This is a genomic window from Natronobiforma cellulositropha, assembly GCF_025629245.1.
Lineage (GTDB): Archaea > Halobacteriota > Halobacteria > Halobacteriales > Natrialbaceae > Natronobiforma > Natronobiforma cellulositropha.
On record NZ_JANZXN010000006.1, the window covers coordinates 42667 to 66100 of the forward strand.

Here is a 23434-nt window from a genome sequence, read left to right on the forward strand (position 1 = left end):
GACCATGAAAGTTCCCTTAGCTAACCAGTGCCCACGGCCGTCTTGCTGACTCGTACTACCGAAATAATCAGTCAGAAGTACAGTACGCCTCGAGAGCGTCTCGATAGCCCTCCCGGTACGTGGGATAGGCGAACGAGTAGCCGAGACCGCACAAACGGTCGTTCGCACAGCGCTTGCTCGTCAGGATCCGCCGCCTGGCAGCCTCGGAGAGGTCGCCCGCCTCGAGTCGCTGCGCTTTCGTCCGCTTCGGCGGCGCGTCGAGCCCGCACGCTGCGGCCAGCCAGTCGGCGAACGCCCACTTCGAGGCGGGTTCGTCGTCGACGACCTGGACGACCTCGCCGCGTGCGAGGCCCTCCTCGAGCAGGAAGCGGACCGCCCCCGCCGCGTCGTCGCGGTGGACCATGTTCAGGTAGCCCTCGGTGACCGGCCCCTCGAGGTAGCGCTCGAGGCGGTAGCGCTCCGGACCGTAGAGACCGGCGTAGCGGGCGACCGTCCCCTCGAAGCCGTGGGTGGGCGGCGACTCGAGGGCGATGCGCTCGGCTTCGGCGAGCACCGCCGTCTTCTCGGTCGTCGGCTCGATGGGCGTCTCCTCGTCGACCCAGTCGCCGCCGTGGTCGCCGTGGACGCCCGTCGAGGAGGTGTAGACGAGTCGCTCGGGCGGCGACTCGCGTGAGCCGAACGCCTCGATGGCCGTCTCGAGTCCCTCGACGTAGATCCGCCGCGCCGCCGCGGCGTCGCGCCCGCCGCTGCTGGCCGCGAAGACGAGTGCGTCGGCGTCGGGCACCGATGCGAGGTCGTCGGCGTCGGTGATGTCGGCGCGCACCGCCTCGAAGCCGGCGCGCTCGATCCGCTCGACGCCCTCGCTCGAGCGGCGGACGCCGACGGGGTCGTGGCCCGCATCACGCAGTTGTCTCCCGAGTTCGAGTCCGACGTAGCCACAGCCGAGAATCGCGACGCGCATGGGAGAGGCTCGGAGGGCGAGCCCCATAGGGCCACCGCTCGCGTCTCAGGGCGTCCGGTCGGCGATCACGTACTGGATGTGGACGAACTCCTCGAAGCGCATCGGCGCGCGCCGTTCGATCTTCTGCTGGACCTCGCGCGCCTCGAGATCGATCTCGAGGTCGGCTTCGACGGCCTCGACGTCGAGGACGGCGACGGTCATCCCGAGCAGGAGGTTCTCACACGCCATCTCGACGACCGTCTCCGGGTCGGGTTCACCCTCCGCGAGCGAGACGAGCGCGGCGGTCTCCTCGAGCGAGAGATCGGGAGTCTCACCCGCCGCGAGTGCCTCGAGCGCCTCGCGGTCGACGGGCGTCTCGTCGGCGGCGGTCTCGAGACCGACGCGCTCGATGAGGTCGCGAAGCTGTTCGTCGTAGGCCGCACGCAGCGCCTGGGGCGACGCGGGGGCGTCGGTCCGCTGGTCGTAGAACATACGCGTCTCGATGGCGGTGGACCGCAAAGTGGCTTCGCATCTCGAGTGTGGTGGGTGACGGCGGGACTCTCTCGCGGAAGTAGGTAGTGGAACCGAAGTCCGCAACGTTCAATTCATCGTAGTGCCACGATGGGTGCATGAAAGTGGCGCTCGTCGGAGTCGGACAGGCCGGAGGGAAAGTGACCGAACGGTTGGTCCGTTTCGACGCGGAGATGGGTTTCGACGCGGTACAGGGTGCGCTGGCGATCAACTCCGCGAGCGCCGATCTCGAGGGACTCAGTATCGAGACCCAGCTCATCGGCCAGGACCGGGTGAACGGCCACGGCGTCGGCGGTGACAACGAACTCGGCGCGAAGATCATGCAGGCGGACGCGCGGGAGGTCCTCGGCGCGCTCGACGGCAAGGTTACCTCGAAGGCGGAGGCGATCTGGGTCGTCGCCGGGCTGGGCGGTGGCACCGGCAGCGGCGGTGCGCCCGCGCTGGTCAACCAGCTCACGCAGGTCTACGACGTGCCGGTGTACGTCCTCGGCATCCTCCCCGGCCGCAACGAGGGGGCGCTCTACCAGGCCAACGCCGGGCGCTCGCTCAAGACGGTCGTCCGCGAGGCCGACTCGACGCTGCTGATCGACAACGACGCCTGGCACAAACAGGGCGAGAGCGTCGACGAGTCCTTCGGGACGATCAACGACAACATCGCCCAGCGCGTCGGCCTGCTCTTCGCCTGCGGGGAGGCGACCGACGGCGGGGCGGCCGCCGCGAGCGTGGTCGACTCGAGCGAGATCATCAATACCCTCGCGAGCGGCGGTGTCTCGGCGCTCGGCTACGCGAGCGCGGTCGCCGCCGAAGACAGCGCCGAGAACATTACGACGGTGATGAGCGTCGCCAGACAGGCGCTGCTGACGGGGACGAGCCTCCCCGACGCGACCACCGCCGACGCGGCCTTACTCGCCATCGTGGGCGAACCCGAGCGCCTCTCCCGGAAGGGCATCGAGAAGTCCCGGCGCTGGCTCGAGGACGAGACCGGGAGCATGGAGGTCAGAGGCGGCGACCTGCCGGTGGCCGGCGAACGCATCGCCGCGCTCGTCCTCCTCGGCGGAGCGGAGCGCTCGCCGCGAGTCGAGGCGTTCCTCGAACGTGCGCGCGAAGCACAGCGCGGACGCACCGAGGAGCAGTCGGACCCGGCGGACGCGTTCGCGAACGACGAACTCGAGAACCTGTTCTGAGAGCGCCCCGCGGTCACCGCGGCGGAGACGACGAGCGCGACGAAGCCCCGTCACTCGAGGCGTCTCTGACCACGGTGACCGTCACGCCACCACAGCGACACTCGTAGGCGCGACGCGTCCCGGCGTCGGTGGTCATCGAGAGGATCAGACGGTCGTCGCAGAGCGCGCGGTCACACCGGTCACAGGTGGCGGAGAGGTGCTCGAGCATGGATTCGTTCGACGGAACTCGGCCGACCACCCTCAAGGTACGCCAACAGGAGAGTGAAAGTGAAAGTGGACGGCCGCCGCCCGAGGGAAGCGAGCCGATTCGCCGAAGGCGTCGCGATCCGAGAGCCGAGAGGGCGGAGAACCGGCATCTTCGGATGGGCGCTCACGTGTGACTACTCTCCGAAAGTATATTTCCCCGGAGTTCACTGTGGGTGGTAATGGCTGGCAAGTGGACCGGGGGAGTCGTCGACTCGACGAACGGCGACGGACCGCCGACCGTCGCGGAGTGGGAGCCGGTCGCCGTACCGGGTCGGCCAGCGCTGTTCGCAGACGCGGACGGAGCGGTCGCCTACCGGACGACGTTCACCGACGGACGCACGTCCCAGAGCGAGCGTGCGCGCATCCAGCTCCGAGGTGCCTTCGGCCGGACGCGCGTCTGGCTCAACGGCGAGTACCTGGGATCACACGACGCCTACTTCGTCCCGGCCACGTTCGAGTTCGACCCCCGCGAGGAGAACGAGTTGCTCGTCTGCTGTGCGCCGACGAGCCGTGCGAGTCCGAGCGACACCGAAGCCTCGTCGACGCACGCCCCAGGAATCTGGTGGGGCGTCGACTTACAGCTGCGGCCGCCGACGTTCATCGACTCGCTGACCGCACTCCCGCGGGTGGGCGACGAACGCGCCGAGATCGAGGTCGAAATGGTCGTCGACGCGGGCGAGGCGGTCGACGATGCGGTGACGCTCTCGCTCCGTCCGGAGGGGTTTCGCGGCGGCGGATCGATGGAGCGCGCGCGTGTCGTCGCCGACGCGGGCGAGCGCGTCACGGTGTCGAAGACGCTCGAGGTCCGCGATCCGAAGCGGTGGTGGCCGCGCGAGGAAGGGCCACAGCATCGCTACACGGTCCGGGCGAAACTCGGAGACGACACCGTCGAGCGCACCGTCGGACTGCGTACGGTCGAGCGGGACGACGGCGGCCTGCGGGTCAACGGCCGACGCGTTCGCGCACACGGGTTCCTCACCGGCCCGAGCGCCGGCGTCGAGACCGTCGAGCGGGCAGTCGACGCGAACGCGACGGTGCTTCGTGCGCGCGGACACGTCCCACCGCCCGACGTCTACGAGGCGTGTGACGAGGCGGGGCTGCTGTGCTGGCAGGACCTCCCGGTCGCACCGGACGTCTCACTCGAGGACGGGACGGCTCTCCTCGAGTCGCTCGTCCGAACGTACGGCGCGCACCCGAGTCTCGCGACGGTCGGCGTCGTGAGTGACCCGGTCGACCCGTTCGAGAAGCCGGTCGGGAGCGGGCGGCTGGGAAGACTGCGCTTTCGCTGGCGGGCCTGGCGGGCGAGTTTCGAACGCGACACCGCCGACGCCATCGCGGCGGCGGCACCCGACTCCCTCCCGACGATTGCCCTCACCGGCGCACCGGGAACCGACCCCGACGCCGTGACGCTCGCCCCCGGGTGGCGCTATCTCGAGGCGACGGACGTCGACTGGCTGCTCGAGCGCTATTCCGACCTCCCAGCGTCCGTCACCGTCGAGATGGGGGCGCTGGCGCACGCCGTCGGTGGCGAGACGGAAGCGAGAGACGCACTCGAGTCGCGTCCCGGGTTCAACTCGACGGCGCTCGAGCGCCTCGAGAGCGGTCTCGAGGAGTCACAGGCGTCGCAGGCTCGGGGGCTGCAGACGGTGGTCGACCGCCTCCGCCGACGGGGGACCGGCGTCGTGGTCGCCTCGGCTCTCGTCGACGAGACGCCGGCGGGTGGACTCGGCGTCTGCGCCCACGACGGGACCGAGAAGCCGGCCTACGGGGCGGTTCGGGCGGCGTTCGAACCGGCCCAGGCAGTCCTCGACGGGCCGCCCCGCCCGGGTTCGACGGTCGGCGTCACGTTCTGTAACGACAGGTCGGTGCCGGTCCAGACGACGGTCGTCTGGCACGCAGGCGACCAGTCGGGTGAGACGAACGTCTCGCTCGAGGCGTTCGAGCGAGCGGCCGCGGGAACGGTCGACATACCGCCCGACGCGACGGCGGTCAGCCTCGAGTCGACGGTCGGTGAACGGACCGTTCGGAACGACTACCTTTTATAGTGACGGGCAGGAGCCGTGTGAACGAATTACACGGGCACGGGGGTGCCTGCCATGCGATATCTACGCATGAACCGACCGGTACAGTTAAATGATGGGGAACAGTAGTACCGGTCACCAGAACGCCACCGGTGGCGTGTATCGCTCGACGATCGATGACAGGAAATCTTATTCACCGAGGTTTCGCAGGTTCCGAGCGTCAGCCACGGCCGGTGCGGGAATGGCACAGAGGGTTTACTAACACATGGTAGACGAATCGAAAAACATCGAACTCACAGAGGACGACCTCGAGAACAAGTCGAAGGGCCAGCTCATCAAGAAGGCAGGCCAGCTTCGAGACCGACGAAACGAACTCAACCAGATGGCCTCCGAGCGCGCATCGAAGCGCGACGACCTCAACGCGAAGACACGCGAGCAGGTCGACGAAGCCCAGGCACATCGCGAGAAACGAGACGAACTCAACGAGCAGGTCCAGGAGCACAAAGAGCAGCGAAACGAGCTCAACGCCGAGGCCAACAAGCTGTTCGACCGCGTCGAGAAGCTCAAATCCGACATGCAACTCGGCGAGGGCAAGGACCTCGAGCAGCTCGAATCGGAGATCGAGCAGCTCGAGTTCAAACAGCAGACGGAGGTCCTCTCGAGCGAGGAAGAGCGTGACCTGATCGAGAAGATCGAGGCCAAACGCGAGGAGTACGCCGACCGGAAGGGAAAACTCGAGCAGAACGACGACCTGGAGGGTCTCGTCGAGGAGGCAGAGGAGGTCCGCTCTGAGGCCTCCCAGCACCACCAGAAGGTGACCGAGCTCGCAGACCAGGCCCAGGAGCACCACAACCAGATGATCGAGGCCTATCGCGAGGCCGACGACATCCGCGACGACGCAGACGACATGCACGAGTCGTTCGTCGAAGCCCAGGAGGCGGCCGACCGCCACCACGAGGACTTCGTCCGCGTCCAGAAGCGCCTGCGCGAGATGGACAAGAAAGAGGAGAAACAGCGCAAGTCCGCTCGCAACAAGAAGAAAGAGGAAGCCAAGGCCGAGGCCGAGGAGATCTACCAGAAGTTCAAGGAAGGAGAGACCCTCGACACCGAGGACCTGATGAAACTGCAGAAGACTGGCCTACTCTAGAGCGGCTCGTCCACCTGTGTCTCTTTTCGTTTCTTAGACCGGGCGAGCCAGTGCTCCGCCGGTCGACGCAGGTGGCGGGGTCGGTCTCGAGTCACCGACTGCAGCGAGCGTGCATTTTTAACACGACCGCGCACCCAGAGTGAGCCATGGCTCGAGACCGTCTTCGAGGTGAGCGGTGTGGTTGAGACGCGGACGCTGACACAGCTGGCGGTCGTCCTGGTGACGGTCGCGGTGTTCGCCGTCGTCGGGGTGGCGTTGTTCGTCCTCTACCCGCAGTCGCTGGTCGACTTCCTGGGGGTACTCGCCGTCCTCGCGGTGGTCGGCGCTGGCGTGAAAGTCGCCGGTGGCATCAGCAGGTCGCTCGTCCCCGGCTACGACGTCGTCGAGGTCGCCGTCGAGGGACCGATCACGCGCGACGGCGGGGGCGGACCGCTCCCGTCGACGCCGCGTGGAACGCCCGCCGACGACATCGTCGAACAGATCGACCGCGCGGACGACGCCGACCACGTCGAGGCACTGCTCGTGAAACTCAACACACCGGGCGGCGAGGTCGTTCCGAGCGACGACATCCGCCTCGCAGCCGACCGCTTCGACGGCCCGACGGTCGCCTACACGACCGACGTCTGTGCCAGCGGCGGCTACTGGATCGCGAGCGGCTGTGACGAACTCTGGGCGCGCGAGGGCAGCATCGTCGGCTCCATCGGCGTCATCGGTTCGCGAGTGAACGCCACGGCACTGGCCGAGAAACTCGGACTCTCCTACGAGGGGTTCACCGCGGGCGAGTACAAAGACGCCGGGATGCCGCTGAAAGAGATGAGCGAGGACGAGCGGGCGTACTTACAGGGGATGATCGACGGCTACTACGACCACTTCGTCGAGCGCGTGAGCGAGGGACGCGACCTCGAGCCCGCGTTCGTTCGCGACACCGAAGCGCGCGTCTACCTGGGGGCGGCCGCCCTCGAGAACGGGCTGGTCGACGCCCTCGGCACGCGCGAGGACGTCGAAGAGCACGTCGCGGCCCTCCTCGAGCGCGAGTCGGTGACCGTCGAGGAGTTTACGCCGCCGCAGTCGCTGATGCAGCGGGTTGGAACGGGCGCACAGCGCGTCGCCTACGCGTTCGGTGCGGGCGTGGCGGCGGTGGTGGGCGGCCGGGAGTTCCGCCTGCGGACCTGAGCGGGCCGGCCCGCGTCGGTTCCGGTGGGGCGAACGAGTGAGTGGTTTTATCGTCACGCAGAATGCATCAGCCACCGTGACCACACTGGTCGTCTGCCTCGACCGGACCGACGACGTGGGCCGTAAGACCGGCCTGCGCTCGCCGATCGTCGGCTGGGAGGCGGTGCGCGCGCTCGTGACGGACGTCGGTCTCGCAGACCCCGAAGACTCGGGAGTGAACGCGTTACTCGAGTCGCTCCGGGTCGCCCAGAGCCTTCGCGACGAGGACGAAGAGACCGTCGTCGCGGTCGTCTCGGGTGATCGCGAGTCGATGGTCAGCGCAGACCGAGCCGTCGCGCGCCAGCTAGACGACCTCATCGAAACGTACGAGCCGACCTCGGCGGTCGTCGTCATCGACAGCGCAGAGGACGAGCGCCTCGTCCCGGTCGTCGAGAGCCGGGTGCGCGTCGACTCGGTCGACCGGGTCGTCGTCAGGCAGGCCCGCGACATCGAGTCGACCTACTACCTGCTCAAGCAGTTCCTCGCCGACGAGGAGTTGCGCCAGACGATCCTGGTCCCCATCGGTCTCGCACTGCTCGTCTTCCCGATCCTCGCGACGCTTCGCAGTCCCGCCGAGGGTGCGGCCGCGATCACGACCGTCATCGGCCTGTTCTTGCTGTACAAGGGGTTCAACGTCGACGAAATTCTCACCGGCGTAGCCGTCAAAACCCGCACGTCGCTGTACTCCGGGCAGGTGTCGGTGATCACCTACGTCGTCGCCGTCGGACTCACCCTCGCGGGACTGTTCGCGGGCGGTCTCGGCGTGTCGAACCTCGAGGACACACAGGGGATCTACCTCCCAGCGATGCAGTTCGCCTTCGACAGCGTCCCGTGGCTCGTGATGGCGGCGCTCACCGCGAGTGCGGGCAGACTGCTCGACGAGGCGATCAGCGAGGAACCGATCCGCAGTTCCTACCTCAACTTGCCGTTCATCGTCGTCTCGATCGGACTCGTCGCCCGCGGCTTCGCCGCGTACTTCCTCGAGCAGGAAGGCGTAGTCGACCCGATTCACGTGCCCGGATACGACCAGGGAATCCTCACGATCGACCCGTTCACGATCGCAGGTGGCAACCGCCTCGCACTGTCGGTCGCGGCGGGGATTCTGGTCGGTCTCGTCGGCATCAAGGTCGCCGCGACGTTCAGCGGCACCGAGCCGGACGACGGAGACGGTGTGGTGGAGACCCCAGAACCGGATCCGGAGACGAACCCACCCGAGGAGACGACGGAGCCGAGAGCGACGGCCGGCGCCGAGGCACACCCCAACGGCGGCACGGCGGAGGCGGCGAGCGACGCCGAAGAGGTGGGGGAACTCGAGAGCGGTGACGCGGACGGCGAGTCACTGTCCTGAGCGTACCGACTCGGCACGCCTTTAGGCACGCGCCGTGAGCGACGACCATGGATACGGACGCGACTGGTGCGTGGGTCAGTCTCTTCTCCGGCGGCAAGGACTCCTCCTGGGCGCTGTACCGGGCGCTCGAGACGGGGCTTCCGGTCGAACGACTCGTCACCGTCCACCCGACGGGCGACTCCTACATGTACCACGTTCCGGTGACCGACCTCGCGACACTCGCCGCCGAGAGCATCGGTATCGACCTCCTCGAGGTCGAACCCGACGACTTCGAGGCCGCCTCGGCGAGCGACTCGAGCGCCCAGGGTGACGCCGAACTCGAGCCACTCGAGGCGGCACTGGGCGACCTCGACGCCGACCTGCCGGGCGGCATCGCGGGCGTCACCGCCGGGGCGGTCGAGAGCGAGTTCCAGACGAGCCGAATCGAGGCGATGTGCGAGCGCCTCGAGTGTGACCTCTTCGCGCCGCTCTGGCAGCAAGAGCCACGAGCGCTCGCCGACGCGATGCTCGAGGCGGGCTTCGAAATCCTGCTCGTGCAGGTCGCCGCCGCCGGACTCGACGAGTCCTGGCTGGGACGGACCCTCGACGCCGAGGCGCTCGACGAACTCGAGGCACTCAACGAACGCTACGGCGTCCACCTGCTGGGCGAGGGCGGCGAGTTCGAGACGCTCGTCGTCGACGGCCCGCACATGGACCGGCGGCTCGCCCTCGAGTACGAGACCGAGTGGGACGGAACGCGTGGGCGGATCCGCGTGAGCGAAGCGAGCCTCGAGTAGCCGACCCACGAGCGAGCGGATGCGAGCGAGTGGCTTTTTCGCCCACGGTTTTGCGAGTGGTTCGAGCGAGCGCCAGCGAGTGAGGACCCGACGGAAAACCGTGGGGGTCGACGGCCCAGGTCACCGAGCGAGCGAGGCGAGCGCGTGGTCCCGCTCGCGCTCGTCGGCGTCGAGCCACCACGCGAGGCGGTCGAGTTCGAGCAGTCGGTAGGAGGTGACCAGCGAGAGCCACTCACAGGAGGCGACCGTCCGGAGCGGACTCGAGGCGTCGAGCGCGGGCGTCTCGAGCGCGTCGGCGAGCGTGGTGACGAATCGCTCGAGGCTGGCGTCGGGTGTCGCGGTGTCGACGCCCGCGAGCATCCGGAGGTACTGAAAGCTCGCGGGACCGACGCCCGAAATCGAGCCGACCGGATCCGAGTCGTAGGTGTAGAGCGTCGCCTCCGCCGCCCAGGAACGCAGTGCAGAGAAGTCGTCGTCCTCGGGGCGGGCGGCGAACACCCGGGCGGTCTCGAGCAGGACGTGACGGCTGCGGCGGGCGCGGAGGGTCTCGACGAGGGCGGCGTCGTCGGGCGAGAGCGCTGCGAGGTCGGCGAACGTACGGATGCTGTCGGTCTCGAGGTACGCCTCGCGAAAGCGCTCGACGGCCGGGTCGGCCGCCGCCGTGTGCTGGGATCCGGCGCTCGAGGAGGCGGCGTCGACGAGCAAGAGCAGTGGGTCGGTGCCGCCGGGGCGCTCGAACTCGAGAAACGTGCGTGCGAGCGCCTCGTACGGAGCGTCGGCGGCGAACTCGTCGAGGGCGGCTTGCACGCGTCTCGTGTGCATTGTCCACAGTACTCACCCTGTGGACTGATAGGTCTGTCGCCGCTACCGACCGTTCGTGATGTGGGTGTGTGCGCCGATGAGCGCCCCAGCGAGGTCCAGCTCTTCGAGAATCGTCCCCTCGTCGATGATCGAGTCGCGGATGTCGCCGTTCGTGATCGTCGCCTCCGGGAAGACGACCGAGCCGTCGACGTGGCTGTCCTCGAGCACCGCGCCGTCCATGACGTGGACGTTCTCGCCGACGGTCGTGTTCTCGAGAGTCGCGGTCTCGGCGATCAGTGAGTCGCCGTCTAAGTGCCAGGAGACCGCCTCGAGGTAGCTCTCAGGGGTTCCGATGTCGTACCAGGCGTCTTCGAACGTGTAGGCGTAGGTGGGGACGCGCTCCTGGAGCCAGGCGACGAACCAGCCGGGTTCGTCGGGGTTGTTGCCGTCTTCGAGGTAGGTCGAGAGCAGCGAGACCGAGTCACGCGGGAAGGCGTAACAGGCGATGGAGACGAGCGTGCTCTTCGGGTCGTCGGGTTTCTCCTGGAAGTCGACGACGCGCTCGCCCTCGAGTTCGACCAGGCCGTAGGACTTCGCCTTCTCGCGCGAGCCGACGTCGTAGGCGGCGAGCGTGGGGGCGTTCTGGCGCTCGAAGTAGTCGAGGAAGTCGGCGATGTCGAAGCTGATCAGGTTGTCACCGGCGATGACGAGGAGGTCGTCGTCGACGTTCTCGCGTTCGACGAGCTGGGCGAGCGCGCCGACGACGCCGAACTTCTCGTCTTCTTCGGTGGTGTCTTCGATCGAGAGCCGGGGTTTCTCGAACGGACTCTCCTCGAGGTGGGCCTCGAAGTCGGGGGCGAAGCGCTCGTTCGTGCTGACGAACACCTCGTCGATCCGGTCGTCTCGCTCGAGGTCGACGAAGATACGGTCGATGACGGTCGACTCGCCGATGGGGAGGAACATCTTGGGTCGGCGCTTCGTGATGGGCCACATCCGGGTCGCGTATCCGCCCGCGAGCACGACGGCTTTCATTACTCGCTCGTTCTCTGCCGGAGTGTAAGTCACTTACTCTTTTTCCGGTCGGTCGGGCTAAATAGAATTGTGGTGGCGTGGAAAAACACGCCGACGCGAGGCGAGGCGTTATGTGGCCGCGCTGCCTGCGTTCGTGTATGCGCGTGAGTGACGAGACGACGCGCCAGCGGATACGCGAGGCGCTCCGATCGGAACCGGCGACGCCGAGTTCGCTGGCAGCAACGTTCGATCTCACCCCCGACGCCGCACTGGGACACGTCGAACACGTCGCACGGAGCGTCGACGGAGCCGACGACGACGAGCAGGTCCTCGTCGCCCCGCCGACGTGCACTTCGTGTGGCTTCGACGACTTCGACGACCTCCTGAACCGGCCGTCGCGCTGTCCGCACTGTCGGGGCGAATCGGTGAGCGAACCGACGATCACGATCGAGTGAGATCCCTCGCGATGTCGACACGCCTATTTACGCGGACGGATACTGCTCGAACAGACCTTCGAGTGTGCGACCAGTCCGTGTGTACGGCCTTCGACCGACGAGCGACTGGTTACAGACCGGTGTACGCCCCCGAACAACGCCTCCGTAGGTCCGGAGAACGCATGACGACTACCTCGCCACCCTCGGACGGAGACTGCATCAGAACCGTACTGGCGATCCTCGAGTGGATCGACGACAACGACGTCTCGGATGCAGCGCTCTCGGAGGCGTTTCACATCCTGATGGACGAGCGCCGGCGGACCACGCTCGAGGTCGTCCACACCTACGGCGAAGCGCTCACGCTCGCCGACGTCGCCGAGGAGGTCGCCACTCGAGAGTACGACCGTGCGGTCACCGACATCTCGGCCGAGACGATCAGCGAGGTGTACATCTCGCTGTACCACGACCACCTGCCGCGGCTCACCGACGCCGGACTGCTCGAGTACGAACAGGAGCGCGACCTCGTCGCACCCGGCTCGGCCTGAGTCGGCCAGCGTTTAGCTAAAGACCAATTCTAACCGTCAATACCGACGGGTTTCGAGAAGACGGCCCCTGAAGGAGGACGACGCATTCGACCGCGAGTACGTCGTTCATGGGAAATGCGCGGATGAAGACATCCGCGTCAATACCTGCGAGAGCCACGAATCGCTGGTTCGGCATGGCTGTCGCCACATCGAGGCATCTCGAAGGATAAACTCACACAGTACCGAGCCAGGTGGTGTTTAGTTTAGCTCGATCCGCCGATCCGTTGGCCGCGAACGCCCAGAAAGCCCCGACGCTCTCGAGGGCTGCGACTCGCTGTCGTTCGAGAGAGCAGCGCTCTCTCGTGACTGAGCGAATCGGAGATTCGCGAGGTCACGAAACGGCTGCGCCGTTTCGAACGATCTCGCACCTCGGGAGCGTCGCCCCTTTCAGCCCCAGCCAGCGGCGGTTGGTCGGCTGGTTTTCGCCTAACTAAACACGACCCCGAGCCAAGGCCAAACATATAAATGTACCCAGGTTGTAACTTGTCCCATGCCATTTGAAGAAATTACAACAGGATCAATTATTGTTATTATGTTCTCAGTTTCTATGGTAGTAGTGAGTGCAGTAAGCCTCATTGATATAGTTCTAGCCTCTAACAGCGTGAAGAAATCACGAGGTGGAAAAGTAATTTCATTTGGCTGGATACTCGTTGGGACAGGAGGCATTGGAATGATTGCATTGGTCACAACAGATACTACGATTTCTGTACCACTTGCATTTGTGGGACTTCTCTTTACACTCAGCCTGCTCAGCTACGAGGCGATCCTTTATAATAGAAGTGGAATGGATGATAGGGTGCGCCCAAGTGCGCAGTGGTTGTTAAATCACACTAGAGGGAATAAATGACGACTTCTTCTGGAAGACCTGAAGGGAGAGCAATCCGGGACAGTTCGAACACTGATATCGCTGCACCATAGGCGTTGCTCCGTGTCGCGTATATCTGCCACACTCATAGAGGTTGGTTCTGCTGCAATTATCGTGCTTAGTTAAGCGAGTTCCACCAAACGGCGAAGGCTTGTAACCGAGTTCGGCGGTTGTTGGATCAACGTAACTGAAGCTATTACTGAACGAGGAAGTACGTAAATTCGGTCCAGTCGCTACAACCACTAAGGCGGGCGATTTTCGCCGTGAATCAGCTGAAAATCACCCGCCTCATCCATCAGCCTTAATTAAACGCGACCAGATATTCAGTCGGAATAGATAAACCAACAAATTGTAAAGTCAGATATGCTTTTGAAAGCTCTCTAAATATAAGCCGGTCACATCCATAGGGAGGGTTAATATCGCACCACCCATACCAATAAAAATTATATATATTCTTGAGACGATTATATTAATGTATTTTATTGTGGTTGGAATGTTATTCCAATACCCGGTACTGGGGGGGCTGCAGGATAATGACGAATACGAACACCGCACCCTTCATTGGCCTCAAATATTAGCGTTGCACCGAGACCTGCGAGGACAGCAGCAACCCCCGAAACGACGCTAGCAGGAGCACCGATCCCGGTGGAAGCAGCAATCTTTGCTCCAATCACACCTGCTGCTGCTCCAGATGCCATCGCCGCCGCGATATTACGGCTCAGGCTATCGTCGAAGTAAAACGCGTGTCGTACTCCTCCACGCCAGGTGGTTTCTGCTTCATAATCGTTTCTTCCGCAGAGAGTATTGGTTTGCTGTGATTGACGATGTACGTTGAGTCCACTCGACGAACGCACCGAAACGTTCGTACTTGGTGGCTGTGATGGACCATGTTCGTTAAGTCCCTTCTGCGTTGGGACTACCCATGGTTCACCATCTCTTTCTTCAAATCGGACATAACCATCAGATTTGGCTTCATTCAATCCTTCCACCCCCATCTGCACGTACCCATCAAGGTCGGTGTGCGAGACATCTGCAGTACTTTTTTCCGCTTGAGACGAGGAAACAGACCTCTCTGGGCCTCTATACACGAGCTCTCCATCTTCAAGTTCAACTTCCACTTCTTTTGAGTCGGTGTTTTTCCCCTTGTTCGCTTGAGCACTCGTCATCAGTGCTGTAGTTGTGAACAAACCAGCTGTGGCTGTTCGTACAAATTTCCGTCTCGTCTTTGGATCCCAGTCGCTATTGTTCACGGAAATTGTATTTGCGCATTGCCGACACATAAATGTTATTGATTTAGGACCTCTTGGAATGAAGACGACGATGGACACCCTTCTCGTCTACGGCTCGTACGGCTACACCGGCGACCTGATCGTCCGCGAAGCACTCGCTCGAGGCGGTGCCCCGGTCCTCGCCGGGCGCGATCCGGATCGGCTCCGCGAACAGGCGGACGCCCACGGACTCGAGCACCGGGCGTTCGCCATCGAGGACGACGCCACGCTCGGCGGCGAACTCGAGCCGTTCGACGCCGTCGTAAATTGCGCGGGTCCGTTCGTCGACACCGCCGACTCGCTCGTCTCGGCCTGTCTCGAGGCGGGCACCGACTACCTCGACATCACGGGCGAGTACGAGGTGTTCGCTCGGCTGGCGGCGACCGACGAGCGAGCGCGAGACGCGGGCGTCACGCTCCTCCCCGGCGTCGGATTCGAGGTCGTCCCCTCGGACTGTCTGGCAGGCTTTCTCGCCGGCGAACTGCCCACGGCGAGTGACCTCACCCTCGCGATCTCGGGGAGGCCGTCGTTCTCGCGCGGCACCGCCCGAACGCTGCTCCGGTACCTCGGTGACGGTGGACTGATCCGCCGGGACGGGCAGCTGTACCGGGTCCCACGCGCCCACGACACGCGCGAGGTCGACTTCGGCGACGGCCGGGGACCGACGAGGGTGGTGACGGCTCCCTGGGGCGACATCGTCACCGCCCCCTACAGCACCGGCATCGGAAACGTCACCGGCTTCGCCGACGTACCGAACCCCGCGATCTGGGCGATGCGAGCGAACGACACGCTCTCGCTCGAGCGCGTGCTCGGCTCACGGCCGCTCAGAGCGGCGCTCGAGCGACTGGTCGACGTCGGTGTCGGCGACCCCTCCCCGGCCGAACGCGAACGTGACCGGGTGACGATCTGGGGAGAAGTGACCGACGGCGAACGGACGGTCAGCGCCAGGCTCGAGACGCCGGACCCCTACACGCTGACCGCCGAGTCGGCCGTCGTCGCCGCCGAGCGACTCCTCGATGGTGGCGTCGACGCTGGCTTTCAGACCCCGGTCACCGCCTTCGGCCACGAGGTCGTCACCGAGTGCTCGGGCGTCGAGGGTCCCTTACTCGAGACTCGCGAGGTCGCCTGAAGCGCGAAATGCGTCCTCAGGTCCCGCCGTAACAGGTCCGTTCGACGCGTTTGTCGAACAGCCGCGAGAGCAGCGCCGTCACCGGACCCGCGTCGACCGCGAGTCCGTCGACGCTCGTCACCGGTCTGACCTCCCAGGTGGTGTTCGTGAGGAACACCTCGTCGGCTTCGCGGACGGCCGTCGGCTCGTAGAAGCCCTCGGAGACGGGAATCCCCGCCTCTTCGGCCAGCTCGAGGACGACCGCCCGTGTGATGCCGGGGAGGACCGGTCCCGCCGTCGTCGGCGTGTGCAGTCCCGATTCGGTGACGAAGAAGACGTTGCTCGTCGTCCCCTCGGCGACGTAGCCCTCGAGGTCGCGCACGAGCGCCTCGTCGGCGTCGTAGAGTTCGGTGCGTGCGAGGATCCCCGGGAGGTAGTTGTGCGTCTTCGCCGCCGCCGGAAGGGACGCATCCGGGACGCGCCGGGCTTTCACCGTCTGGAGCGTCGCCGGGCCGTCGTAGACCGGCTCACCCTCGAGCCCGCCCCGCGGAAGCGGTTTGACGTAGACGACGACCGTCGGCTCGACCGCGGGCCGTGGCGTGAGCGTCCCCGGCTGGACGCCGCGCGTGATCGAGAGGCGGACGTAAGCGTCTGCGAAGTCGTTCGCCACGAGCGTCTCGTCGATCCGGTCGCGAAGCGCCTCCCGTGAGAGACCGTGCTCGAGCGAGAGCGCGTCACAGGTTCGCTCGAGGCGCTCGGCGTGAGCCGCCCACTCGAAGAGGTCGCCGCCGTAGGCCCGGAGGGTCTCGAACGCGCCGTCGCCGTAGCGAAAGCCACGGTCGTCGACCGACACCGTCGCCTCGGCACGCGGGACGAGGTCGCCGTCGACGTGGTAGTAGGTCGTCATCGCACACTCCGCTCCCTGGTGGCGAACGCACAGAAGTTCTCGATGAGGCGTTTGCCCACCTCGAGTGAGATGCGTTCGCCTGCGAGCGAAGGGGTGCCGGCCTGCTGGCCGTCGTCACTCTCGCGCGTCAGGATGCTCTCGGGGTGGAACTGGACGCCGAGGTGTGGTTTCTCGCGGTGGGCGACCGCCATGAGGACGCCGCGCTCGTCGGCGGTCCGGGCGGTCTCGCGGAGGGGCGCGGGTAAGTCCTCGCGTTCGACGGCGAGTGAGTGGTACCGGCCGACCTGGAACGTCTCCGGCAGCCCTTCGAAGAGTCCGCGGCCGTCGTGGGTGACCCGCGAGGGCTTGCCGTGGACGACCGTCGGCGCGTGGACGACGGGCGCACCGTTGGCCGCACACAGCGCCTGGTGGCCGAGACACACCCCGAGGATGGGAATCTCGGTCTCCGCGAACAGCGGAATCGAGATGCCCGCCTCCTGGGGAGTCCCCGGTCCCGGCGAGACGACGATGCCCGTCGGCTCGAGGTCGCACACCTCGGCGACGGTGAGCGCGTCGTTTCGCTCGACGAGCACCTCGTCGGCCACCTCGCCGACGTACTGCACGAGGTTGTAGGCGAACGAGTCGTAGTTGTCGACGACGAGGATGCGAACGTCCTCAGACACCGCGATCACCCGCGTTGGCGTGGCCGTTACCCTCACGCCGCTCGCTCGCACCCTCGAGTGCGCGGCCGCCGTCTGTCTCGAGGTCGACCGTCATCGCCGCCCGGTCGCCGAGAGCCTCGTCGACGGCGGTGACGAGCGCGCGCGCCTTATCGAGCGTCTCCTCGTACTCGCGGTACGGCTCCGAGTCGTGGACGATACCCGCCCCCACCCGGAGGTGGTACTCCTCGCCGTAGCGGACCAGTGTCCGGATCACGATGTTGAGCGTCGCCCGGCCGTCGAAGCCGAACAACCCCACACTGCCGGTGTAGGGACCGCGCCGGGTCGACTCGAGTTCGTCGATGATCTCCATCGTCCGGGGCTTCGGCGCGCCGGTGATCGTCCCGCCAGGGAAGACCGCCGCGATGGCGTCGGCGAGCGAGCAGTCGCCTCTGAGGGTGCCGGTGACGTTCGAGACGAGGTGCATCACCTCGGAGTAGCGATCCACCCGCCGGTACTCCTCGACGGCGACGCTACCGTACTCGCTGACCTTCCCCAGGTCGTTTCGCTCGAGGTCGACTAACATCGCGTGTTCGGCGCGCTCTTTCTCGTCACCGAGGAGGTCCGCCTCGAGCACCGCGTCCTCCGCTGGGGTCGCCCCCCGCGGACGCGTCCCCGCGATTGGCTCCGTCCGCAACCCGTCGCCGACCCGCTCGAGGAGGAGTTCGGGACTCGCACTCACGAGGTCGGCCGACGGAAACTCGAGCAGGCAGGAGTACGGCGCGGGGTTGACACTGCGCAGCGCCTCGTAGGCGGCGACCGGGTGGACCGCCGCCGGGGCGACCAGCCGCTGGGAGACGTTCGCCTGGAAGGTCTCGCCCTCGTGGACGTACGCTTTGACCCGGCGAACGCGCTCTGCGAACGCCTCGCGGCCACAGGCGCTCTCGAAGCGCGCCTCGTCGGCGCGTACCGGCGGCTCCTCGAGCGGTGGCTCACCGCTTCCGAGTACGTCCGCGAGTTCCAGCGCCCGCTCGAGACCGCGCTCGTAGGCGTCGTCCGCGTCGTGGTCCTCGACGCGCGGACACGCCGTGATCCGGACCTCGAGTCCGCCCTCGTCGGTCTCGGCCGGCGACTCCCAGGAGACCAGCCGATCGAACAGCGCCACCTCCAGGTGGGGCAGCCCACGGTCGTCGACGGCCGACGCGGGCAACGCCTCGAGTTCGCGCGCCACGTCGTAGGAGAGCCACCCCACGACACCGCAGGGGTAGGCGACCGAACAGTCGCCGCGAACGAGCGTCTCACCCGCCAGCAGCCCCTCGAGTGCGGCGAGTGATGGTGCCGTCGTCACACCGTCAGCCGCCTGCGAGCGGACGGCCGCGTCGGGGTACGCCGTCAGCCGCTCGAGCGGGTCGACACCGAAGTAGTTCCCACCTGGCTGGCCGCCGCTCGTCTCCAAGAACACCCCCGGACCGTCGAACGCGTCTCGAGCGCGCCGGTAGGCGAGAAACGGATCGTCGACGCGGGTTCGGACCTCGACGGGGATACGTGCGCCCGCTGGCGCGTCGTCGCTGGCGTGTCGAAACGCCGCCGCCGTCGTCTCCACCCGAACCCGATCCCTCATAGTCACGAAAACGTACCGCCCGCGTAATCCTCTTGCGGTTTCTGCCGATTCCGCCGGCACCTTGCTACGGACGCCCACCGCATCGATGAACGCGAGAGCGGGTGCGTCCGGCCGGCGTTACGGTCGGTGAACGGCCGCGAGAGCGGCGATATCAGCGGACCTTCGCCTGGTCGATCCAGCCCTGGATACGGGTCGCCGAGACGTCCGTCTCCGCCTCGAGGTCGTCCGCGTCGGCGGCCGCAAGGTCGGCGACCGTCTCGATACCCGCACCGTTCAGGCGGTCGGCGTAGGCCGGGCCGATCCCCTTGATCACGTCGACGGATTCGGACTCGACTGCGGGTTCGCCGCTGGTTTCGGCGTCGGGGACCGCGTCGTCGCTGTCGGGACCCGCCACTTCGGCCGGTTCGGCGGCCGAATCGTCCTCCGGCTGCTCGATCAGCGACCCAGTCGAGGCACTGGCCGTCGTCTCCGCTGCGGCCGGCTCGTCCGGGTCGACGTCCTCCTCGGTGGTGTCGGCGGCGTCTTCAGCATCGGGGGCCGCCACCTCCTCGTCGGCGTCGTCGGCGTCGTCGGTTGCTTCGTCGGTCTCGCTCGTCTCGGAGCGCACGGCGTCCGCAGTAACCGATTCGCTGGTGTCGTCGCCCGTCTCGTCCGGTTCGTCCGCCGAGACCGGCGACTCCTCACGCTCACGCTCGACGGTAACCGAGACGTCACTGCCAGGACGGTCGGCCGACCCCGACCCGCCCAGCCCCAGCAGCGATTTCAGTTTCTGAAAGATTGCCATTGCCTCGAGAGTAGTGGGTTCCGACACTTAAAGCCGGCCGATTAGCGACAGACGGTCTACAGGCGCGAACGCAGCGCCTCGTTCATCGCCTCGACCGGCGCGGACTCGCCGGTCCAGCGCTCGAGCGCGTCGACACCCTGATAGAGCAACATCCAGGCGCCGTCGACCGTCTGCGCACCCGCCGCGGCCGCCTCGCGGAGCAGGCGCGTCTCGAGTGGCCGGTAGACCGCGTCCATCACCGCGAGGTCGCCGTGGAGCGCGTCTGCGGGCACCGGCGTCTCGTCGGACTCCATGCCGACGCTCGTCGCGTTGACCAGCACGTCCGCCGAGGCGAGCAGCGAGGACAGTTCCTCGAGTCCGTGGCCCGACGCGCCGGGAACCGCGTCCGCGAGGCCGTGAGCGGCCGACTCGGTCCGGTTCGCGACCGAGACGCTCGCCCCGGCGTCGGCGAGACCGAAGGCGATGGCCCGTCCCGCCCCGCCCGCGCCGACGACGACCGCCGTCGCCCCCTCGAGCGCGACCTCGTGGTCGGTCAGCGCGCGCAGCGCTCCGCTGGCGTCGGTGTTGTGGCCGGTCACCGTCTCGCCGGAGAAGTCGAGGGTGTTGACCGCGCCGATGCGCGTCGCGAGGTCGTCCGCCTCGACGAGCGGGGAGGCGAGAACGTCCTGTTTGAACGGAATCGTGACGTTGAGTCCGGTGATGCCGAGCGCTTTTGCGCCCTCGAGCGCCGTCTCGAAGGTCTCTCGAGTCGGTTCGAAGGTGACGTAGCGCGCCTCGAGACCGAGCGCGTCGTAGGCGGCTTCGTGCATCGGTGGCGAGAGCGAGTGACCGACGGGGTTGCCGATCAGACCGAAGACGTACATACCCACCCCTCTGGGGGCGAGCGGTATAATCGATACGGAGTGGCCACCTGTCGGTGTTCCCCCGCCGGTTCCGGACGGTTTTTAGGACGCTCGAGAGTAGCCACAGGCATGGTCGCCACCGAGAGTACTGTCGTCTCCATCGCGTTCCTCACCGGTGGCGTGCTCCTGTTGTTCGGTGGCGCGGAGTTGCTCGTTGCCGGGGCGGGACGGCTGGCGCTCGGTCTCGGCCTGCGCGCGGCGACCGTCGGCGTGACGGTGATCGCCTTCGCGACCACCGCACCGGAGCTGTTCGTCGCGACGATCGGGGCGCTCGACGTCTCCTCGGACATCGGTCTCGGTGCGATTATCGGCTCGAACATCGCGAACATCGGTCTCGTCCTCGGTCTCTCGGCACTCATCCGGCCACTGTCGATCAGCAACACCGTCATGCGCCGTCACGTCCCGTTCATGGTGTTCGCCGCGCTCCTCCTGGTCGTCCTCGGAGCCGACGGCACCATCGGCCGACTCGAGGGCGTGGTCTTACTCGCCGCCCTCGCCGGATTCACCGGCTACCTCGTCTACTACGTCAACGCCGATCCGCTGACGGTCGACACGAGGAAACCGGGTGCCGGAGCGGGGGTGAACCCGCGAGACGTCGCGTTCGTCCTCGGCGGCCTGCTCGCGCTGGTCGTCGGTTCGCGCTGGCTGATCACCGGCGGGACGAGCCTGCTCGCCGAACTCGGCTTCTCCGATCTGTTCATCGGACTCACGGTCCTCGCGCTCGGTACCTCGCTGCCGGAACTCGCGGCGTCGGTCGTCGGCGCGCTCCGCGGGAAGACCGAGTTCAGCATCGCCAACGTCGTTGGCTCGAACATCTACAACGTGCTCGCCGTGCTCGGCATCGTCGCGCTGATCGTCCCGATCGAGATCTCGAGTTCGGTACTCCGGTTTCAGCTCCCGGCGTTGGTCGCCTTCACCCTCCTACTGGTCGCGATGATGGGCTACGGCCGTCGGCTGAGCCGCCTCGACGGGGCGGTACTCGTCGGCTGTTACGTCGTGTTCGTCTCTCTCCTGTTCTAGTCGTCGGCGGTCTCCGCTGCCTGCGTCGCCGAATGTGGATCCCACGCGACCTCCCAGAGGTGGCCGTCGGGATCCGCGAAGTACCCCGAGTAGCCGCCCCAGAAGACGTCCTGGGCGGGCTTTTCGATCGTCGCACCGGCCGCCTCGGCCTCGGCGAGCACCGCATCGACCTCGTCTCTCGAGTCGGTATTGTGGGCGATCGTCACCCCCGAGAAGCCATCACCCGTCGGGGAGACGGTCGCGTCCTCGGCGAGCGCGTCCCACGGATACAGCGCGAGCCACGTACCAGACAGCGTGAAGAATGCGATGTCGTCGTCCGGGTCACGCTCTCGCAGCGGCAACGAGAGACCGTCGCGGTAGAAGGCGATCGAACGCTCGAGGTCGGAGACACCCAGTGTGACGATACTGACGTGTGGATCCATGCCCCGCGTACGAACTGCACACTCGTATACGCTCGCGTGGTCGCACACGACTCGAGCGTCACGGACCGATTCCACGGGCGAAAAAACGGAGCGTATTCAGGGCTCGCCCGCCCAGAGACGAGCGTGATCGCCATCGTCGAGAGCCGCGCCGACCGCGCCTCGAGTCACATCTGCGAGCACCTCCTCGCGCTGGCCGACTGGGAGGAACGCATCGACGACTCGAGAGCCGACGGCGACGGCGGCGGCAGGTGGTACCGGACGAGCGGCTTCGAACTCAGACGCTTCGACGAGCGCCACTTAGACCTCGAGCGGCCCGTCGAGGCGTTCGACGGCGACCCCGAGTTTCTGGTGTTCGCCTCGCGCCACGCGGGCGACACCGGCCCGCTGCTGACGGGACACTTCACCGGCAACGTCGGCCCGGCGGAGTTCGGCGGCGAGGACCACGCACTCGCCGAGGCGGCCCCGAACGCCCTCGCCGCGTTGCTCGAGGCGTTCGAGCGCTACGCCCCCGACGGCTACGAGGTCGGTCTCGAGTGTACCCACCACGGTCCGACCGACGTCGGCTGTCCGTCGCTGTTCGCCGAACTCGGGAGCGCCGACGAGCAGTGGGACGACCCCGCGGGTGCCGAGGCGGTCGCCCGCGCCATCCTCGCACTCGAGGGCGTCGCGGCGGACGGCGACCGACTCGAGAGCCACGGCGAGCCGACGCCACGCCGCCACGTCGTCGGTCTCGGCGGTCCACACTACGCGCCGCGGTTCGAACGGATCGGTCGGGAGACGCCGTGGGCGGTCGGCCACGTCGCGTCGGACTGGGGGCTCGAGGCGCTCGCAGCGAGTGACGCCGGGAGCGAGACCCGCCGGCGGGTGATCGGGCGCGCGTTCGAGGCGAGTGCGGCGACGGTCGCCGTCGTCGACGGTGACCACCCCGACCTCGCCGCGCTCGTCACCGACCTGGGTCACCGCGTCGTGAGCGAGACGTGGCTGCGCGAGGTCGGCGACCGGCCGCTCACGGCGGTCGAGCGAGTCGAAACCCAACTGGGGGCGGTCGACGACGGCGTCCGCTTCGGCGAACACCGGGGAGCGTTCTCGGTGGTCGACCTCCCGACCGACCTCGTCGCCGCCGCCGAAGGGGTCGACCCCGACGCGGTCCGGGCGGCGCTCGAGCGCCGAACCGTCGCGTTCGAGACGAGCAACGGGGCGAGCCGAAGCGGGGCGCGGGCGGCGTTTCCAGACGGTGAGGGTGCGTATCTCGGCCTGGTCGGCGACCTCGCGGGGATTCTCGAGGCGTCCTACGACGAGGTTCGCATAGAAGTGGAGGAGGCAGACGATGGGCCAGCGCAGGCAGGGCAGGTCGTCGCCCGGACCCAGGCGTTCGACCCGGAGCGCGCCCGCGCCCTCGGCGTCGAGGCGGGACCCGACTTCGGCGCGCTCACCCGCGGCGAGTCGGTCACCGTCGACGGCGAGCGTGTGCAGCCCGCGGACGTCCACGTCGAACGGGTACGGCAATTTTCACTTACCGGCGACTCGAGCGAGGAGTAATCGGCCGACCGCACGCAGTCATTCGATTTTTCCGCGCGTGTGTGTCAAAAGTAATTATGGGTTGGGTGTCAGACACGCGTCTGACGGTCGGGGGGAAAGATAATTACGCTCGCCCTGCTAGGGTG

The 23434-nt window shown here is 66.7% G+C and carries 24 protein-coding genes and 1 pseudogene; 13 read left to right on the plus strand and 12 right to left on the minus strand.

Annotation, left to right across the window (positions count from 1 at the left end; translation table 11 throughout):
- Nucleotides 1-67 precede the first annotated feature (67 nt).
- Nucleotides 68-961, minus strand: a complete 894-nt coding sequence (locus tag N0B15_RS02955) for an SDR family oxidoreductase (protein WP_263017912.1) — start codon at nt 959-961, stop codon at nt 68-70.
- 45 nt (nt 962-1006) lie between these two features.
- Nucleotides 1007-1432, minus strand: a complete 426-nt coding sequence (locus N0B15_RS02960) for a DUF5791 family protein (RefSeq protein ID WP_263017913.1) — start codon at nt 1430-1432, stop codon at nt 1007-1009.
- A 137-nt stretch (nt 1433-1569) separates the two neighbouring features.
- Here N0B15_RS02960 and N0B15_RS02965 point away from each other — a divergent pair, with 137 nt between their 5' ends.
- Nucleotides 1570-2655 carry a tubulin/FtsZ family protein gene (locus N0B15_RS02965; protein WP_263017915.1) on the plus strand — a complete coding sequence of 362 codons (1086 nt, stop codon included), beginning with the start codon at nt 1570-1572 and terminating at the stop codon, nt 2653-2655.
- Between the two features lie 13 nt (nt 2656-2668).
- On the opposite strand, the gene N0B15_RS02970 is transcribed toward N0B15_RS02965, so the two are convergent.
- Nucleotides 2669-2863, minus strand: a complete 195-nt coding sequence (locus tag N0B15_RS02970) for a hypothetical protein (protein WP_263017916.1) — start codon at nt 2861-2863, stop codon at nt 2669-2671.
- Between the two features lie 217 nt (nt 2864-3080).
- Between N0B15_RS02970 and N0B15_RS02975 the strand changes: the two genes are divergently transcribed.
- The 5 genes from N0B15_RS02975 (at nt 3081) to N0B15_RS02995 (ending at nt 9405) form a co-directional block, all read left to right on the plus strand.
- Complete coding sequence (locus N0B15_RS02975; RefSeq protein ID WP_263017918.1) at nt 3081-4946, plus strand: glycoside hydrolase family 2 protein; 1866 nt, start codon at nt 3081-3083, stop codon at nt 4944-4946.
- A 241-nt stretch (nt 4947-5187) separates the two neighbouring features.
- The gene (locus N0B15_RS02980; RefSeq protein WP_263017919.1) at nt 5188-6069 is read left to right on the plus strand and encodes a coiled-coil protein; all 882 of its coding nucleotides are present in this window, start codon (nt 5188-5190) and stop codon (nt 6067-6069) included.
- A 177-nt stretch (nt 6070-6246) separates the two neighbouring features.
- Entirely contained in the window at nt 6247-7242 is a 996-nt protein-coding gene (gene sppA / locus N0B15_RS02985) for a signal peptide peptidase SppA (protein WP_263017921.1), read from the plus strand.
- Between the two features lie 76 nt (nt 7243-7318).
- Nucleotides 7319-8629: a DUF373 family protein gene (locus tag N0B15_RS02990; protein ID WP_263017923.1), complete on the plus strand. Its 1311-nt coding sequence runs from the start codon at nt 7319-7321 to the stop codon at nt 8627-8629.
- 47 nt (nt 8630-8676) lie between these two features.
- Entirely contained in the window at nt 8677-9405 is a 729-nt protein-coding gene (locus N0B15_RS02995; RefSeq protein ID WP_263017924.1) for a diphthine--ammonia ligase, read from the plus strand.
- 120 nt (nt 9406-9525) lie between these two features.
- Here the strand turns inward: N0B15_RS02995 and N0B15_RS03000 are convergent, their stop codons facing one another.
- Nucleotides 9526-10227, minus strand: coding sequence for a hypothetical protein (locus N0B15_RS03000; protein WP_263017925.1), 702 nt, complete (start codon nt 10225-10227; stop codon nt 9526-9528).
- 42 nt (nt 10228-10269) lie between these two features.
- Nucleotides 10270-11238 carry a nucleotidyltransferase family protein gene (locus N0B15_RS03005; protein WP_263017926.1) on the minus strand — a complete coding sequence of 323 codons (969 nt, stop codon included), beginning with the start codon at nt 11236-11238 and terminating at the stop codon, nt 10270-10272.
- A 137-nt stretch (nt 11239-11375) separates the two neighbouring features.
- Here N0B15_RS03005 and N0B15_RS03010 point away from each other — a divergent pair, with 137 nt between their 5' ends.
- The 4 genes and pseudogenes from N0B15_RS03010 to N0B15_RS03025 all read left to right on the plus strand — a co-directional run bounded on the left by N0B15_RS03010 (nt 11376) and on the right by N0B15_RS03025 (nt 13082).
- Nucleotides 11376-11672 (plus strand): transcriptional regulator, encoded by a 297-nt coding sequence (locus N0B15_RS03010; RefSeq protein WP_263017927.1) that lies wholly within the window; start codon nt 11376-11378, stop codon nt 11670-11672.
- A 161-nt stretch (nt 11673-11833) separates the two neighbouring features.
- The gene (locus tag N0B15_RS03015; protein WP_263017928.1) at nt 11834-12196 is read left to right on the plus strand and encodes a DUF7344 domain-containing protein; all 363 of its coding nucleotides are present in this window, start codon (nt 11834-11836) and stop codon (nt 12194-12196) included.
- Between the two features lie 29 nt (nt 12197-12225).
- Nucleotides 12226-12442, plus strand: a pseudogene (locus N0B15_RS03020) (IS1595 family transposase); the annotation flags it as partial.
- A 283-nt stretch (nt 12443-12725) separates the two neighbouring features.
- Entirely contained in the window at nt 12726-13082 is a 357-nt protein-coding gene (locus N0B15_RS03025) for a hypothetical protein (RefSeq protein WP_263017929.1), read from the plus strand.
- A 497-nt stretch (nt 13083-13579) separates the two neighbouring features.
- On the opposite strand, the gene N0B15_RS03030 is transcribed toward N0B15_RS03025, so the two are convergent.
- Nucleotides 13580-14350, minus strand: coding sequence for a hypothetical protein (locus N0B15_RS03030; RefSeq protein WP_263017930.1), 771 nt, complete (start codon nt 14348-14350; stop codon nt 13580-13582).
- Nucleotides 14351-14420: 70 nt separating this feature from the next.
- On the opposite strand from N0B15_RS03030, the gene N0B15_RS03035 reads away from it, so the two are divergent.
- Nucleotides 14421-15497 (plus strand): saccharopine dehydrogenase family protein, encoded by a 1077-nt coding sequence (locus N0B15_RS03035; RefSeq protein WP_263017932.1) that lies wholly within the window; start codon nt 14421-14423, stop codon nt 15495-15497.
- A gap of 16 nt (nt 15498-15513) precedes the next feature.
- On the opposite strand, the gene N0B15_RS03040 is transcribed toward N0B15_RS03035, so the two are convergent.
- The 5 genes from N0B15_RS03040 to N0B15_RS03060 form a co-directional block, all read right to left on the minus strand.
- Entirely contained in the window at nt 15514-16383 is an 870-nt protein-coding gene (locus N0B15_RS03040) for an aminotransferase class IV (protein WP_263017934.1), read from the minus strand.
- Nucleotides 16380-17045, minus strand: a complete 666-nt coding sequence (locus tag N0B15_RS03045) for an anthranilate synthase component II (RefSeq protein ID WP_263017937.1) — start codon at nt 17043-17045, stop codon at nt 16380-16382. Before N0B15_RS03045 ends, N0B15_RS03040 begins: the two co-directional genes overlap by 4 nt.
- Nucleotides 17038-18642, minus strand: coding sequence for an aminodeoxychorismate synthase, component I (gene pabB / locus N0B15_RS03050; protein ID WP_263017938.1), 1605 nt, complete (start codon nt 18640-18642; stop codon nt 17038-17040). Before pabB ends, N0B15_RS03045 begins: the two co-directional genes overlap by 8 nt.
- A 151-nt stretch (nt 18643-18793) precedes the next feature.
- Nucleotides 18794-19426: a helix-hairpin-helix domain-containing protein gene (locus tag N0B15_RS03055; RefSeq protein WP_263017939.1), complete on the minus strand. Its 633-nt coding sequence runs from the start codon at nt 19424-19426 to the stop codon at nt 18794-18796.
- A 56-nt stretch (nt 19427-19482) separates the two neighbouring features.
- Nucleotides 19483-20289, minus strand: coding sequence for a shikimate dehydrogenase (locus N0B15_RS03060; RefSeq protein WP_263017941.1), 807 nt, complete (start codon nt 20287-20289; stop codon nt 19483-19485).
- A 108-nt stretch (nt 20290-20397) separates the two neighbouring features.
- Here N0B15_RS03060 and N0B15_RS03065 point away from each other — a divergent pair, with 108 nt between their 5' ends.
- Nucleotides 20398-21348: a calcium/sodium antiporter gene (locus N0B15_RS03065; RefSeq protein WP_263017943.1), complete on the plus strand. Its 951-nt coding sequence runs from the start codon at nt 20398-20400 to the stop codon at nt 21346-21348.
- Here the strand turns inward: N0B15_RS03065 and N0B15_RS03070 are convergent.
- Nucleotides 21345-21770 carry a VOC family protein gene (locus N0B15_RS03070; protein ID WP_263017944.1) on the minus strand — a complete coding sequence of 142 codons (426 nt, stop codon included), beginning with the start codon at nt 21768-21770 and terminating at the stop codon, nt 21345-21347. The two genes, N0B15_RS03065 and N0B15_RS03070, sit on opposite strands and share 4 nt — an antisense overlap.
- A 123-nt stretch (nt 21771-21893) precedes the next feature.
- On the opposite strand from N0B15_RS03070, the gene N0B15_RS03075 reads away from it, so the two are divergent.
- A complete protein-coding gene (locus tag N0B15_RS03075; RefSeq protein WP_263017945.1) occupies nt 21894-23309 on the plus strand; it encodes a D-aminoacyl-tRNA deacylase in 1416 nt (471 codons plus the stop codon).
- Nucleotides 23310-23434: the final 125 nt, after the last annotated feature.